The following is a 14913-nucleotide window of genomic DNA, read 5'->3' as shown; positions in this document are numbered from 1 at the left end:
CGCGCCAGCGGCAGCGCGCGGCCTTACTGGGCTTCGGCGACCTTCGGTCCAGATGAGGGCATCTGCGCGTTGGCCGCCGGGGTCCTGTTCGACGGCGATGGCAGGTCCGGCGATCGCGAAGCGGTGTCAGATGGCCGGCGGGCAACGGTCGCGGGAAGCACGATCACTTTCGCTCCGACTTTCACCCGCTCGTAAAGGTCCGTCACGTCCTCATTGGTCAGCCGGATGCAGCCGGACGACACGCGCTTTCCGATCGTATCGGGCTTGTTGGTGCCGTGAATTCTGTATTCGGTCTCGCCCAGATACATCGCCCGCGCGCCGAGCGGGTTGGTGGGGCCACCTGCCATGAACCGCGGCAGATAAGGCTGACGCACCAGCATCTCGGCAGGCGGACGCCAGTCCGGCCATTCTGTCTTGCGGGCCACGGTCTGTTCGCCGGACCATGTGAAGCCTTCTCGGCCAACACCGATGCCGTAACGCATCGCCTGCGTTTCGTTCAGGATGAGGTAGAGAAACGTGTTCTTGGTGTCGATGATCACGGTGCCCGGTGCCTGGTGACTGGCGTAGTCGACCACCTGCCGAACAAAAGCTCCGGGACCCTCAACGGCTTTGGGCGGCTCGACCAGAGGCGCCGGAGCCGGACTCGGAGCCGGAGCCGGAACTGGCACCGATGCATGAACTGGAGTTGCCACGTATACCGGCGACGACGACGCCATCGCCTGGTGCGCAGCCGGCTTCTGGGTCGGCTGAATCGCGGCCGGGCGGAACAGCAAACCATATCCCAATGCGGCGACTGCCACGGCGCCGATGACAACTCTCGCGGCCATTGGCAGTGCAAGCGCCTCCGTCTTTCCGCGCTTGGCCCGCTTACCCATGTCTTTCTCCGGATCGCTTCTAGCCGGAAGAGGTACGCAGTAAAATTTAAGAAACTTCGAAGCGATCTCGCCCAAGCGGGAACCGTTGAACGTCGTTAACGCCAATCCTGCTGCGATCAGCAGCCTCGACAGATGCCGCTGATCTTGCGGTCCACATTGGCATCCTCCTGATCGAGGAAATCCCGCGGTCCCATCGTCGTTGAGGGGATGTCGGCCGCGTGAGGCTGACGGTGGCCGATCGGGGCCGTCCAGGGTTTTGTGGTCGTTTCCTTTCCGGCGGCCGCCGGATGGAACGATTGCGCCGCTACGGCGCCGATCGTCGATGCGAGTGCGAGCGCAACCAACAGCTTCGAAGTGATCATCGCGGCCTCCAAATGGCAGCCCGCGCGGGATGCGCGGTTCTGACATTCAAATTTGCGCGGAAGACGCGTTATTCCGCTCATGGCGGAGGCGTGATGTCGTCGTGACCAGGCCTTGCGCAGCGTCGCCTTGTCAGACCGGCGCTTTGCGGCCGATCAGGCCGAACGCGATCATGACGAGGCTGATGCCGCCGACGCCGCCGGACACCTCTCCGACCGTGCGCATCAGAGCGACAGGATCATTGGACCACGACGTCATGTCGCGCATCGAGAGGAAGAACAGCACGGCCAGCACCAGCAGCACCGTGCCCACCGCAATCAATCGCCAGTTCCGTTGTCGCATGCGAGATGCTCCCCGTGTCGCCCCTGAACGGGCGAGACCGTTCACTGTGCCGAGATAGTGTCGTCGGTTTCGCTTCGGGTTCGACGGGACCGGCGAAATAGAGCCGGCTCAGGCCGATGATCGCCGGCGCCGGGATTGCGGCTGCAAGTTTGGGTTGTGCCGGTGAAGTGGTGATGCGAAAGTTGGACATCGAACGGAGGTCATGCAGGGCGTGAACACCATGGAGTTCGCGGCTATCGATCTCGGGGTTCGCGGCGCGACGAGCGGCGTGTTCCTGATGATCATTCTCGTGGCTTGGCTGCGTCGTGCCAGCAACCAGCAGGCATTGCTGGGCATGGCCATGTCCGCCGGCGGCATTTTTTACGCTATCGCGACCGCCCCCTTCTCTATCACCTGCTGGTGCGCTTCACCTTCGTCGGCGTGGTGCTGAATGGCCGTCGCGCGCCGCGGCAGACGGCCCCCGCCGCGGCAATCACCGGCCCGGCCGTGTCGTGATTGTCAAAGGACTTGGGCTTGTCAGACCAAGTCTGCCTTTTCCGACATGACCATTTGGCGTTGGAAGCGTGGCTGCGTCAACCGGCGCGCATGGCGGGCCTCGACGGCTTCGGCTACGATCCCATCGCGCGATTTGCGGGAGACGCTGGGATGCAAACGATTGGCCTGATCGGCGGCATGAGCTGGGAGAGCACCGCGCTCTACTACAAGCTCATCAACGAGCGCGTCCGGGATCGCATGGGCAAGCTGCATTCGGCCCCGCTGCTGATGTATTCCTACGATTTCCAGCAGATCAAGGAGATGCAATATGCCGGCCGCTGGGCCGAGGCGGGAGCGAGCCTTGCCGAGGTGGCGCAGCGGCTCGAGCGCGCCGGCGCACGCGCGATCGTGCTGTGCACGAACACGATGCACAAGCTGGCCCCGGATATCGTCGCGAAGCTGAGCGTTCCCTTCATCGACATCGGCGACGCAACGGCGAAGCGTATCAGGGCGAGGGGACATCGGCGGGTCGGGCTGCTCGGCACCATCTTCACGATGGAGCAGAATTTCTACAGCGATCGCCTGCGCGCGCATGATCTCGATGTCCTCATTCCCACGGCCGAGGAGCGGGCCGACGTGAACCGCATCATCTACGACGAGCTGTGCCTTGGTGTCGTCGCCGCGCCCTCGCGCCGCCGCTACCAGGACGTGATGGCCGCGCTGGTCGGGCGCGGCGCGGACTGCATCATCCTCGGCTGCACCGAGATCACGATGCTGGTGGGGGCTGCCGATACATCGGTCGAGACGTTCGATACCACCGCCATTCACGCGGAGACCGCGGCCGATTTCGCGATGGGGTGATGCCGACGAAAGCCGCCTTCACGGGCTGCGCCTGGCGCTGTGGGCGGATCCGGAATCCGCGATCGCGCACAACGAATGCGATGCGCTCGTCAAGCGCCTTGGGCCTTATTCGGCCGGAACGTTCCAGTTCCGTGAGCCCGTGAAGCGCGGCCCGGAAACTCTCTGTCACAACGGCGACATTTCGACTGATCGACTATGAGAATTGATTGTACTCCGCGATGATTGCGCCAATCTCGGGATGGAATTTCATAAGGCTTAAAACGACGAGCAACATAGCCAGGGCGACCGCGACCTTGACAAGGATCGGATATCTCCCCTCTGCCGATGTCGCCGAACGCGCCACATCTGATGTTAGGAATTCGAGTGCCATAACAGGAGTGAACGTGAGGGCAACCTGAAAAAGTAAATAGAACGATTGATGCATTATATCCTCCGCCGCTCGGCGCGCCGCGTCGGCTGGTCCAGGAAGATATCCTGATCGGCGGAGTCGTGAAGTGAGGCAGCTCACATTTTCCATTCAGGAAGCTTGAGGCCACTTGGCAAATCTGTCTCTGCGCCCGGACGAAGGCCGACTAATGAGTAGACGGCCTGGATCGCAGCAAGATCGCCGAGGTCGCCGGCGCCAGCTACCGAATTCGTCAGTCGACAATCTTCTGATCCGCAGATGATCGATTGCGGTATTGCGGACGATGGTGGACATCCATGCCATTGCCGGGGCGCGCTCGGCGTCGAAGCGGCAGGCATTGCGCCAGATCTTCAGATAGGCATCTTGCAGGATGTCTTCGATCTCGTGAGGGGGAGCTCGGGCGGCGAGAGCCGTCCTGCGCAGCCTGCCCCGCGTCAGCATGTGCAGCGCCGAGAACGCGCGTGCATCGCCGCGTGACACGCGCGCGAGCAGCTCGGGCAACGTGTCGCCCGGTGCCTGTCTTGCCGGATGTGGGCAGGCCATATCCATCTCCCTTGCGTCTGGCCTTGAAACGCTTCGGGCCTGCGCTCGGATCACCCGCGGAGGAGGCAGTGAAGGAAATCAGAGCCGCACGAAGGGGCTGATCAGCCGGCCAAGCAGACCGTTCATGCGCAGATCGCCGGTCATCGCAACCAGGCGAAGACACGGACCTTCGTCGCCCACGATCGGACGATGATCGACCTCGTCATCACCATAGTCGAAATCGCCGGGGCCAAAACGGCCGCCTTCGTGGCTGAAGCTGCCTTCCAGCACGAGTCAACTCGGTGTCGGTGTGCGTGTGTTCCAGGACAATCCTTGGCAGGCCGGCTTACACGGCGAAACTGCGGTGACCCGGCCGCACGAACTAGAGTAGAAAATTACGCACTTCCTCCTGGAAGATTGGTGCGCCGGGATCCTGCGACAGCAGCATGTGATTTTGACCCGGCAGCGAGACGAATCTGGCGCCCGGAATTTCCGCGGCCATATCTCGGCCCAAAGAGATTGGAACCCTGCGGTCGTCTCGAACGTGCATCACGAGCGTAGGGGCTTTGACCTGTTTGAGCAGGGGGCGGACGTCGAAATCGGCTACTGTTTCGAGGTAACGTACCGCAGACTCCGCCGAGGCACTGAGACGCTGAAGCTCATTGAAGGCGTCGACCTGTTCCTTTGTGGCGCTCGGTAGCATCGAGGATGTAAAGAGCTGCCGGAAGGTCGGCTCATCCGCGCCCCACCCCAGCTTCATCAATGTTTTCATTGCCGCAAACCGCTCCCGATCGGCGGCCGAAAGATTTGGATTCTTGTTGGCGCCGACCGCGAATCCACCATACAGGATCAGGTGCGACACGCGCTGCGGATGCCGGACCGCAAACGCAATCGAAACGGCGCACCCCTGCGAGAACCCGAGAAGCGGAAACCTGTCAAGGCCGGCCGCATCGGCCACGGTTTCCATGTCCTTGACCCATGCGTCAAGCGAGAGCTCGCCGACGTCCCAATCCGACAGGCCATTGCCGCGCGCATCGTACCGGACGAGCGTGAATGACGAGGCAAGTCCAAGCAGAAAATCACGGTAGAGCGGAAGGTTCCAGTCATACTCCAGATGGCCAAGCCAATGTGCCGATCTCAATAATCCCGGGCCGCTTCCCACCTTCGCATAGGCCAGCCGCACGCCATCCACGGCCCGACAATAACGGATGTCCTGCTTGAGGTTGGCTGCCGACAAGACCCGCTTCGCGGGCGATCCCTCCTTGTCCAGGTCGATGGCATAGACTTCGATCGGTCGCGCGATGTTCTTGAGGTTCTGCCGGCCCAATTCGCGAAAAGGCAGCTTCAGCTTGCCATCGATCTGATCAAGGACTTGACGGGAGATGCAGATTCCGCCGCGCATCGCCATGCCTTCAAGCCGAGCGGCGACGTTGACGCCGTCTCCGAAGATATCGCCCTCATCCTCGATGATGTCTCCAACATTGATTCCGACTCGGAATTCAATACGTCGATCAAGAGGGATGCTTGCGTTCCTGCCGACCATCCCGCGCTGAACTTCGACGGCACACTTCACCGCTTCGACGGCGCTTGAAAACTCCACCAGCATTCCATCGCCGGTCGTCTTGATAAGGCGCCCGCGATGCGATTTGAGCTTGTGATCGAACAGCTCCCGGCGGTGCGCCTTCAATCCGGCAAGAGTGCCTTCCTCGTCATCACCCATAAGCCGTGAATAGCCGGCTACGTCAGCCGCCAGAATTGCCGCCAGCCGGCGCTCGACGCGCGCGCGAACCACGAACGTGTCCTCCGTCACCTCGCCCAAGCAAATCATATGCATTGGACCTGCGCCAGTAAAAACCCCCGTTGGCCGCCGTCGGGGTCTATCCGCTTCGGATCATTCCCAACGATTTGGTCGCGTCAGCCATGTCTGGTCTGGATTCGACGGATGAAGCGCCGGGTGTCGCCCCGACCGTCGCACCTGGCGGGTACCGGTCGAGCGGTTGAGCTTGTTGATAGCACCCTGCGGGGTCCATCACCTTCAGCGCGTGCTCTGGAGCATCGATCGGAGGGCGTCATTCTGCGAGAGGGCGTCATTCGGCGAATTGCCGGGCGAGTTCGCCAATCAGGCGGCGGACATGCAGGAGACGCTCTATGACGCGCTGGACAGCATCCTGACCCAACCGGATGCCATACGAGCGCGACCGAGATCAGATGGTCGCCATCGCAAGCTCATCGCCCAACTGGATGCACTGGTCCAGGAATATTCGGGCGCTCACGCAGGCCCGAACAGTCGGATAGCTCCTGCGCCGGCACCTCCGCCGGTCTGTCCCCTGCCTGCACTTCGCAGGTCGTCATGATACCACCATACCCCTGTTTTGCCCGACAGGTCAAATAATTTTCGTAAAAGCCGAAAATCTCAACGTCGTCAGTGCGTCGGCTACTGTGCATGGGGTTGTTTTCGAGTTTTGTCGTCGGGCTTGCGAGCCGGGCCCCTCGATCGCTCTCAGCTGTCCACCTTGAGCGCGGCAATGAAGGCTTCCTGCGGGATGTCGACCTTGCCGAACTGCCGCATCTTCTTCTTGCCTTCCTTCTGCTTCTCCAGAAGCTTGCGCTTGCGCGTGATGTCGCCGCCGTAGCACTTCGCGGTGACGTCCTTGCGCAGCGCGCGGACGGTTTCGCGCGCGATCACCTTGCCGCCGATCGCCGCCTGGATCGGAATCTGGAACATGTGCGGCGGGATCAGCTCCTTCATCTTCTCGACCATGGCGCGGCCACGCCCTTCGGCGCGGGTGCGGTGGACCAGCATCGAGAGCGCATCGACCGGCTCGGCATTGACCAGGATCTGCATCTTGACGAGGTCAGCCGGCTTGTAGTCGGTGAGATGATAGTCGAATGAGGCGTAGCCCTTGGAGACCGACTTGAGGCGGTCGTAGAAATCGAACACCACCTCGTTGAGCGGCAGGTCGTATTTCACCATGGCGCGGGAGCCGACGTAAGTGAGCTCCTTCTGCGCACCGCGGCGGTCCTGGCACAGCTTCAGCACGCTGCCGAGATATTCGTCCGGGGTGAGGATCGTGGCTTCGATCCAGGGCTCGTCGATCTCGGCGATCTTGACCACGTCGGGCATGTCGACGGGATTGTGGATCTCGATCTCCTGGCCGTCGGTGAGCTTCATCTTGTAGATGACGCTCGGCGCGGTTGCGATCAAATTGAGATCGAATTCGCGCGACAGCCGTTCCTGGATGATCTCGAGGTGCAGGAGCCCGAGGAAGCCGCAGCGGAAGCCGAAGCCGAGTGCGGCCGAGGTCTCCATCTCGAATGAGAAGCTGGCATCGTTCAGGCGCAGCTTGCCCATCGCGGCGCGCAGCGTTTCGAAATCGTCGGCATCGACCGGGAACAGCCCGCAGAATACCACGGGGATCGCCGGCTTGAAGCCCGGCAGCATCTCGGCGACCGGCTTCCTGTCATCGGTGATGGTGTCGCCGACGCGGGTGTCGGCGACTTCCTTGATCGCGGCGGTGATGAAGCCGATCTCGCCGGGGCCGAGCTCGTCGACCTGCTGCATCTTCGGCGTGAAGAAGCCGACGCGCTCGACGTCATAGGCTGCGCCGGTGCCCATCATGCGCACGCGCTGGCCCTTCTTCATCACGCCGTCGACGATGCGCACCAGCACGACGACGCCGAGGTAGACGTCGTACCAGCTGTCGACCAGGAGCGCCTTCAGCGTCGCGTCGCGATCGCCCTTCGGCGGCGGCAGGCGGGTGACGATGGCCTCCAGCACATCGGGAATGCCGAGGCCGGTCTTGGCCGAGATCATCACCGCGTCGGAGGCATCGATGCCGATGACGTCCTCGATCTGCTGCTTGACCTTCTCCGGCTCTGCCGCCGGCAGGTCGACCTTGTTCAGGACCGGAACGATCTCGTGATTGTTGTCGAGCGCCTGGTAGACGTTGGCCAGCGTCTGCGCCTCGACGCCCTGGCTGGCGTCGACCACGAGCAGGGAACCCTCGCACGCCGCCAGCGATCGCGAGACCTCGTAGGCGAAGTCGACATGGCCGGGCGTGTCCATCAGGTTGAACACGTAATCCTTGCCGTCCTTGGCGCGGTACTGCAGGCGCACCGTCTGCGCTTTGATGGTGATGCCGCGCTCGCGCTCGATGTCCATGGAATCGAGCACCTGCTCCTTGCCCGCCATTTCGCGGTCGGAGAGGCCGCCGGTCATCTGGATCAGGCGGTCGGCCAGCGTCGATTTGCCATGGTCGATATGGGCGACGATGGAGAAATTGCGGATGTTGGAAATCGGGACGGTCGTCATGGGCGCGGGATACCACTCACATCCCCGTGCGGCAACCATATTGCTGTATTTTCAGGGCCTTTCTTCACGCCAAGCTGATTCCACGATGGTCCAAAACGCGCTACGCAGGCGCCCATGTCCAGGCTCATGTCAACGACCTCGATCCCCTCCGCCCGCGCGCGCGTAAAATCCCGGGTTAGCTTCGACCGCTTCCGGGCCTGGCTGGTCGCCTGCGCGACCCACCCCTCGGCCCGGATCTGGCTGGTGATCCAGCTCGCCATCCTGCATGCGGTGATCTGGACTTTCATCCTGATCAATCTGAAGGCTGCGCAGGACGTTCACATGGACGTCGCAGAAGCCTATGGCTGGGGTCAGAAATTCCTGTGGGGCTACGGCAAGCATCCACCGCTGTCGGGCTGGATCGCCGGGCTCTGGTTCAGGGTTTTTCCAGCGGCGGACTGGGCCACCTATGCGCTCGCGATGGCGACGGTCAGCATCGGCATGGTGATCTGCTGGCTGGTGGCGCTGCGCGTCGTCGATGCGCGCCGCGCGTTCCTGGTCGTCGTGATGGTCGCGCTCTATCCGATCTTCAATTTCAAGGGCTTCAAGTACAACCCCGATCTGCTTCAGCTCATCACTCTGCCGCTCGTCGTGCTCGCTTATCTCGACGCGTTCGAGAAGCGGAGCTGGCAATCAGGCGTCTGGCTCGGGCTTGCCGGCGCATTGGCGCTGATGACCAAATACTGGGTGCTGACCATGATCGGCGCCATCGGCCTTGCTGCGCTGATCCATCCGGAGCGCGCGAGATTCCTGCTGTCCCCGGCGCCATGGGTCGCGATCGCGACGATGGTGGTGGCGATGATCCCGCACATCGTCTGGCTGGCGGACGCACATTTCGTGCCGCTGATCTATGCCGGCGACACCTACAGCATCGAAGATGCCGGTGAGGTGCGGCAGCTGGTGTTCGGCTATGTGCTGCACAATGCCGCTTTGCTGGCGCTGCCGGTGGCGCTCGCCGCGCTCGCGATGGCCTGGGTGCCGCCCTGGCTGAAGCTGCTTGTGCGCGCTCCCGCGCGCGTCGTTACCCGGGCTTGGGCGCGCGGTGTCAATCCGGGCGTCAACGTCTCGCAGGCGCTGAACATCTGGATCATCCAGATCATCGTCGCCGCCGGGCCGCCGCTCGGCGCGCTTGCCTTCAGCATCTACATGAAGACCGATTGGGGCATCTCGCTGTTCTTCCTGGTGCCGCTTGCCCTGGTCGCGATCCCGGCATTGCGGGTGCAGAGCGCGGTGCTGTTCAACATCGCCGCGATCTGGCTCGTGCTCAGCGTCGCAACGCTTGTCGCTTCGCCCTGGATCGCTGCGCGCGAGATGGCGGCGAACGCGGGCAACACCGCGACCTACGGCGCGCGCTCGGAGCTTGCGCGCGAGCTGACGCAAACCTGGCACACACGCTTCGCCTCGCGTTGGGCGATCGTCGCCGGCACGATGGAATCGATCCAGCCGATGGTGTTCTACAGCCCAGACCATCCAGCCGCGTTCACGCCGAACGAAGCGTGGAGCTCCGGGCTGACGTCACTCGACGACGTCAAGACATACGGATTCATCGGCGTGTTCGATCCCACCGACGGCCGGTTGCCGGCGTTCGAAAAATGGGTGTCGGAGACGGCGCCGAACGCCGAGCGCATGGTGATGACGACGCGCCGCTTCACCCACGGCAAGGCCGGCCCGTCGATGACGTGGAACATCTATATCGCCCCGCCGGCGAAATGATCGGGACTAAACCCCTTCCTCGTTGAACTTGCTTTCAACGAGCTCGGTGATCGCTGCAAGCGCGGCTTCCGCATCAGCGCCGGCGGCCGCGACCGTGATGGTCGTGCCGGGTCCTGCAGCCAACATCATCAGGCCCATGATCGAGGTGCCGCCAACGGTTTCGCCGCCGCGCGTCACCCATACCTGCGCGTTGAAACGCTCGACCGCCTGGACGAATTTCGCCGAGGCGCGCGCATGCAGGCCGCGCTTGTTGATGATCAGGAGCTCTTTGGAGACCGCGCCCGCGGGCACGCCAGTCCCCGCTTGTGGCGCGTCGTCACTCATTTGCCGGCGAGCACGCGGCTGGCGATGGTGACGTATTTGCGGCCGGCTTCCTGCGCCATCGCGATCGCGTCCGGCAGCGGACGCTCCTCGCGCACCTTGGCGAGCTTCACCAGCATGGGCAGGTTGATGCCCGCGAGCACTTCGACCTTGGGTCGGCTCATGCAGGAAATCGCAAGGTTCGACGGCGTGCCACCGAACATGTCGGTGAGGATCGCGACGCCATCGCCGGAATCGACGCGGTTAACCGCCTCGATGATGTCGCTTCGACAGAGATCGGAATCATCTTCGGCGCCGATCGTAATCGCTTCGATTTGCTTTTGTGGGCCCATGACATGTTCAAGCGCTGCCTTGAATTCGTCGGCAAGGCGCCCGTGGGTCACAAGTACTAGACCAATCATCGGAAAACTCCCGCGGGCGCTCTTGGTGCGCCGCACGAACGCGCCACTTTGACCATCCAGAGCCCCCGCGCAAGGGGGGATGTTGCGTATCTCCCTGAATCTAGACGGATGGATGAGGGGAGCTGCGCCGGTCTACTCGGTCGCGAGTGTGGGGTTCATATGGTTACCAATTCCCTTCAAACAATCGGCGAAAGGGTCAGCGGGAGGTTAACTCTTGGTAGTGGTCAAGATCGCGACAACCAGTGGGAGGGGCAAATAGTCGCGGCCAACGGGGATTCGCGGTATTTCGACACCAAAAATGGCTGTTTTCAGCGATTCCGCCGGCGGCAGGCGTTCGGCGTCGTCGGCGTGGAGATCGACCACGAGGCCGACCGTCGCATGCTCCACGAAGTCGCAGCGGCGGATTCCAAGCCCGCGAATCTCGATGAGCCCGGCCAGGGCGGGTGCGGGGCGCACCACAATTTCATGGCCGACTGTCGCCAGATGGACACGGTCGTCGCCGACCAGAACGGCGCTTGCGATCACGCCGGAGCGCCCGGCCGTGATCAAATCGAAGGCAAGGCGCGACTTGCCGGAGCCCGAGGGCCCGCGGATCAGCACCGCCAGGGGCCCGACCTTGACCGCCGAGGCGTGAATGCTCGGGCTGCCTTCGTTCAGACTGCCTTGGCTCATAGCGCCGGCAGCCTCACCACGAAGCGGGCGCCGGCGACCGTCGGCGCCCCATCTTCGTCGGCAGGGCCGGCGCGATTCTCCGCCCAGATGCGTCCGCCATGGGCGTCGACGATCTGTTTTGAGATCGACAAGCCGAGGCCGGAGTTCTGGCCAAAGCCTTGATGCGGCCGATCAGTGTAGAAGCGCTCGAAGATGCGCTCCAGCGCGTCATCGCGAATGCCGGGGCCGTCGTCGTCGACCACGATCTCGATCTCGCCCCGGACACGGCGGCAGGTGAGCCGCACCTTGCTGCCGGCTTCCGAAAACGACTGCGCGTTGGAGAGCAGGTTGGAGACCACTTGCCCGAGCCGGGAATCATGGCCGCTGACGGAGAATGTGTCGGTCGGGCCTCGGCCCTCGAAGCGCGCCTCGACGGCGACGTCGTGGCCAAGCTTCGTTTCATTGGCGACGGCAACCAGCGTGCCCAGAAGCCGCCTGAGATCGACCGGGATCGCATCCTGCCGCTGTAACTCGGCATCGAGGCGGCTTGCATCGGAAATGTCCGAGATCAGCCGGTCGAGCCGCTTGACGTCGTGTTCGATCACATCGAGCAGACGCGCGCGGCTGTTCTCGTTGCGCGCAAGCGGCATCGTCTCGACCGCGGAGCGAAGCGAAGTCAGCGGGTTCTTCAGCTCGTGGGCGACGTCGGCGGCGAACATTTCGATCGCTTCGATCCGCTTGTAGAGCGCGCTGGTCATGTCGCGCAGCGCGCCGGAGAGATGGCCGATCTCGTCGCGGCGACGGGTGAAGTCCGGAATCTCGACGCGGCTTTTGATGCGGCGGCGGACGCGTTCGGCGCTGTCGGCGAGCCGGCGCACGGGTCCGGCGATCGTGCTCGCAAGCAGCAGCGACAGCATGATCATGACGGCGGCTGCGACGCCGCCGACCTTGAGGATCGCGAGGCGCTCGGCCGTGACCATCTGATCGATTTCATCGCCCTGGGTCGACAGCATCAGCGCACCATGGATGGCACGCGCTCGCTGCACGGGGACTGCGACGGAGACGATCACCTCGCCGCGCGAATTGACCCGCACCATCGAGCGCTTCTGGCCCTGGAGCGCATCGGCCACCTCTACATAGCCCTTGCCGTTCTCGCGGCCGAGCTCGCGATAGAGCGGCAGATCGCCGCGATTGAGCCAGGTCCGCACCGGGACCATGATGCGTTCGGCCAGGCCCGGCTTTTCCGAGAGCGGCGGCAGCGGAAAGCCCCGCACACTGTCGAGATCACGGCTGTCGAGCAGCACGCTGCCGTTGGGATCGAAAATCCGCGCGCGGGTCTTGGTCGGCGAGATCAGCGTGCTCAACACCGGCGCCACGCGCTCGGGATTGATCGGAAAATCCAGCGAATCATCCATTCCGCCGTAGCTCTCGCCCAGCTTCAGGTCGAGCAGCTTCTCGGGGTCGACGGTGATCGCGTTGGTCTGCACCGTTGCCGACGCGCCGATGGCGCCCGCGATGATCTCGGCCTGCACCAGCAGGCTCTGCGCGCGGGCGTCGATCAGGCCGGCGCGGAACTGCGACAGATACAGGATGCTCGCGACCAGCGCGACGAGACCGGCGAGGTTGAGCGAGACGATGCGGCGGGTCAGGCTGGAGAAGGACAGCGCGAAGAAGAACTGACCGGCTCGCTTGAGCCAGTTCAGCGGCCCCCAGCCTTTTGCAACAGGCTTGTCCTCATGATCCGGGGCGCCGTGGGAGGCAATCTCCTCGGCGTTCGAACTCGGGTCAGGCTGCGTTCGGTCAAGCAATGCTTATGCCCGCGTTAGGACAGCTCGTTGCGACGGTCCCCGCATCCTAGAGCATGCCCGGTTCTGATGGAATCAGAACCGGCGCAGCCCTCATCTGTTGTGAAGGCGCGAGCGCCTCAGGCTTCCTTGAAGCGGTAGCCGACGCCGTACAGCGTCTCGATCATCTCGAACTCGTTGTCGACCACCTTGAACTTCTTGCGTAGCCGCTTGATGTGGCTGTCGATGGTGCGGTCGTCGACATAGACCTGGTCGTCATAGGCGGCGTCCATCAGCGCGTTGCGGCTCTTGACCACGCCCGGCCGGGTCGCCAGCGCCTGGAGGATCAGGAATTCGGTGACCGTCAGCGTCACCGGCTCGTTCTTCCACGTGCAGGTATGCCGTTCCGGATCCATGCGCAGCAGGCCGCGATCGAGCGCCTTGGCGTCGTTCTCCTTCGGCGCGACGGTCGGGTCCTTCGGCGCCGAGCGACGCAGGACCGCCTTCACGCGTTCGACCAGGAGGCGCTGCGAGAAGGGTTTGCGGATGAAATCGTCCGCGCCCATCTTGAGGCCGAACAGCTCGTCGATCTCCTCGTCCTTGGAGGTCAGGAAGATCACGGGCAGGTCGGATTTTTGCCGCAGACGGCGCAGCGTCTCCATCCCGTCCATGCGCGGCATCTTGATGTCGAGGATGGCGAGATCGGGCTGGGTGGTGCGGAAACCGTCAAGCGCGGAGGCGCCGTCGGTGTAGGTCATGATGCGGTAGCCTTCGGCTTCCAGCGCGATCGAGACGGATGTGAGAATGTTGCGGTCGTCGTCGACCAAAGCGATTGTGGGCATGAGCCTCTGCTTTCTGCTTTCCGTTTGGGTCGTGGCTTAAACGGCGAGCAATCCAGTGATGCGCCGCATACATGGGTGCCGAATTTGGCGTTCGAACCTTGTCACCGAGCAATGCAAGCTGGGCTGAAGTGTGACCAAGTTCCACGAAACACGGCGGATTCGCCGCGTATCGACCCATAACCGGGTTCGGGTTTACCCGAAAAAAGGCCCGTCTTGCAACCACCTGAACCGAGAAAGCCGATGCAACCGACCCCCGATTTCGTTCCCCAAGAGCTCGCCAAATCGCTGCTGAGGCGGTCGCGCCAGGGGGCGCTCGCCACCCTTATGGCCGGTAGCGGCGATCCCTATTGTTCCCTGGTCAATCTGGCCAGCCACCCTGACGGTTCGCCAATCCTGCTGATCTCGCGATTGGCCGTCCATACCAAGAATATCCTCAATGATAGCAGGGTTTCCCTGATGCTGGACGAGCGCGCCGCCGGCGATCCGCTGGAGGGCGCCCGGATCATGCTGTCGGGCCGTGCCGAGCAGGATGACAATGAGACGGATTTGCTCCAGCGGCGGTATCTCAGTGCCCATCCGTCGGCGGAAGCCTTTGCTTCATTCAAGGATTTCTCGTTCTTCCGAATCCGACCCACGGGAACCCATCTGGTCGCCGGCTTTGGCCGAATCGTCGATCTCAAGCCGGAGCAGTTCCTCACGGATCTCAGCGGTGCAGAGGACCTGCTAGCGGCGGAGGAGGGGGCGGTCGAGCACATGAACGCCGACCATCGCGACGCCATGCGCCTCTACGCAACCAAGCTGCTCGGCGCCGCCGAGGGCGATTGGCGCTGCACCGGCTGCGACCCCGAAGGTCTCGACATGCAGCACGGCCAGACCGCGCTGCGGCTGGATTTTCCCGAGCGGGTGACGGATGGTCCGGCGCTGCGCAAGATGCTGGTCCGCCTGGTCGGCGAAGCGCGCGCCAAGGAAAGCCAGGAGTCGATCTAGAGACGGGAACCATCTGCGACAGA

The 14913-nt window shown here is 63.1% G+C and carries 16 protein-coding genes and 1 pseudogene; 4 read left to right on the top strand and 13 right to left on the bottom strand.

Annotation, left to right across the window (positions count from 1 at the left end):
- Window positions 1-23: 23 nt before the first annotated feature.
- The 3 genes from XH88_RS05845 to XH88_RS05835 form a co-directional block, all read right to left on the bottom strand.
- Window positions 24-875 (bottom strand): L,D-transpeptidase, encoded by an 852-nt coding sequence (locus XH88_RS05845; protein ID WP_271614546.1) that lies wholly within the window; start codon window positions 873-875, stop codon window positions 24-26.
- 116 nt (window positions 876-991) lie between these two features.
- Window positions 992-1237, bottom strand: a complete 246-nt coding sequence (locus tag XH88_RS05840) for a hypothetical protein (protein ID WP_271614466.1) — start codon at window positions 1235-1237, stop codon at window positions 992-994.
- A gap of 130 nt (window positions 1238-1367) precedes the next feature.
- A complete protein-coding gene (locus tag XH88_RS05835) occupies window positions 1368-1577 on the bottom strand; it encodes a hypothetical protein (protein ID WP_271614465.1) in 210 nt (69 codons plus the stop codon).
- A gap of 202 nt (window positions 1578-1779) precedes the next feature.
- Here XH88_RS05835 and XH88_RS05830 point away from each other — a divergent pair, with 202 nt between their 5' ends.
- Window positions 1780-2007, top strand: a complete 228-nt coding sequence (locus tag XH88_RS05830) for a hypothetical protein (RefSeq protein ID WP_271614464.1) — start codon at window positions 1780-1782, stop codon at window positions 2005-2007.
- Between the two features lie 215 nt (window positions 2008-2222).
- Window positions 2223-2912, top strand: a complete 690-nt coding sequence (locus tag XH88_RS05825) for an aspartate/glutamate racemase family protein (protein WP_271614463.1) — start codon at window positions 2223-2225, stop codon at window positions 2910-2912.
- A gap of 193 nt (window positions 2913-3105) precedes the next feature.
- Here the strand turns inward: XH88_RS05825 and XH88_RS05815 are convergent, their stop codons facing one another.
- The 5 genes and pseudogenes from XH88_RS05815 to lepA all read right to left on the bottom strand — a co-directional run bounded on the left by XH88_RS05815 (window position 3106) and on the right by lepA (window position 8152).
- Window positions 3106-3336, bottom strand: a complete 231-nt coding sequence (locus XH88_RS05815) for a hypothetical protein (protein ID WP_271614462.1) — start codon at window positions 3334-3336, stop codon at window positions 3106-3108.
- Window positions 3337-3429: 93 nt separating this feature from the next.
- On the bottom strand, window positions 3430-3861 hold the full coding sequence (locus XH88_RS05810; RefSeq protein WP_271614461.1) for a sigma factor: 432 nt from the start codon (window positions 3859-3861) through the stop codon (window positions 3430-3432).
- 78 nt (window positions 3862-3939) lie between these two features.
- Window positions 3940-4168: pseudogene (locus XH88_RS05805) on the bottom strand (cupin domain-containing protein); the annotation flags it as partial.
- A gap of 54 nt (window positions 4169-4222) precedes the next feature.
- On the bottom strand, window positions 4223-5650 hold the full coding sequence (locus XH88_RS05800; protein ID WP_271614545.1) for an alpha/beta fold hydrolase: 1428 nt from the start codon (window positions 5648-5650) through the stop codon (window positions 4223-4225).
- A 690-nt stretch (window positions 5651-6340) separates the two neighbouring features.
- Window positions 6341-8152: a translation elongation factor 4 gene (gene lepA / locus XH88_RS05795; protein ID WP_271614459.1), complete on the bottom strand. Its 1812-nt coding sequence runs from the start codon at window positions 8150-8152 to the stop codon at window positions 6341-6343.
- A gap of 126 nt (window positions 8153-8278) precedes the next feature.
- On the opposite strand from lepA, the gene XH88_RS05790 reads away from it, so the two are divergent.
- Window positions 8279-9904 (top strand): glycosyltransferase family 39 protein, encoded by a 1626-nt coding sequence (locus XH88_RS05790; RefSeq protein ID WP_333909234.1) that lies wholly within the window; start codon window positions 8279-8281, stop codon window positions 9902-9904.
- 6 nt (window positions 9905-9910) lie between these two features.
- Here the strand turns inward: XH88_RS05790 and XH88_RS05785 are convergent, their stop codons facing one another.
- From XH88_RS05785 to XH88_RS05765, 5 genes are all read right to left on the bottom strand, one after another.
- Complete coding sequence (locus XH88_RS05785; protein WP_271614457.1) at window positions 9911-10228, bottom strand: HPr family phosphocarrier protein; 318 nt, start codon at window positions 10226-10228, stop codon at window positions 9911-9913.
- Complete coding sequence (locus XH88_RS05780; protein ID WP_007597752.1) at window positions 10225-10626, bottom strand: PTS sugar transporter subunit IIA; 402 nt, start codon at window positions 10624-10626, stop codon at window positions 10225-10227. Before XH88_RS05780 ends, XH88_RS05785 begins: the two co-directional genes overlap by 4 nt.
- A gap of 207 nt (window positions 10627-10833) precedes the next feature.
- Window positions 10834-11298, bottom strand: coding sequence for an HPr kinase/phosphorylase (locus XH88_RS05775; RefSeq protein ID WP_271614456.1), 465 nt, complete (start codon window positions 11296-11298; stop codon window positions 10834-10836).
- Window positions 11295-13085 (bottom strand): sensor histidine kinase, encoded by a 1791-nt coding sequence (locus tag XH88_RS05770; RefSeq protein ID WP_271614455.1) that lies wholly within the window; start codon window positions 13083-13085, stop codon window positions 11295-11297. The genes XH88_RS05775 and XH88_RS05770 overlap by 4 nt, the downstream gene beginning before the upstream one ends.
- Window positions 13086-13201: 116 nt before the next feature.
- Complete coding sequence (locus XH88_RS05765) at window positions 13202-13903, bottom strand: response regulator transcription factor (protein ID WP_008542552.1); 702 nt, start codon at window positions 13901-13903, stop codon at window positions 13202-13204.
- Window positions 13904-14143: 240 nt separating this feature from the next.
- Between XH88_RS05765 and XH88_RS05760 the strand changes: the two genes are divergently transcribed.
- Window positions 14144-14890, top strand: a complete 747-nt coding sequence (locus XH88_RS05760) for a HugZ family pyridoxamine 5'-phosphate oxidase (RefSeq protein ID WP_271614454.1) — start codon at window positions 14144-14146, stop codon at window positions 14888-14890.
- Window positions 14891-14913 lie beyond the last annotated feature (23 nt).

Origin of the sequence: Bradyrhizobium sp. CCBAU 51627 (assembly GCF_028128765.1) — a bacterium.
Lineage (GTDB): Bacteria > Pseudomonadota > Alphaproteobacteria > Rhizobiales > Xanthobacteraceae > Bradyrhizobium.
The sequence above is the reverse complement of the archived record's forward strand: the minus strand, read 5'-3'. Positions and strand labels throughout refer to the sequence as shown.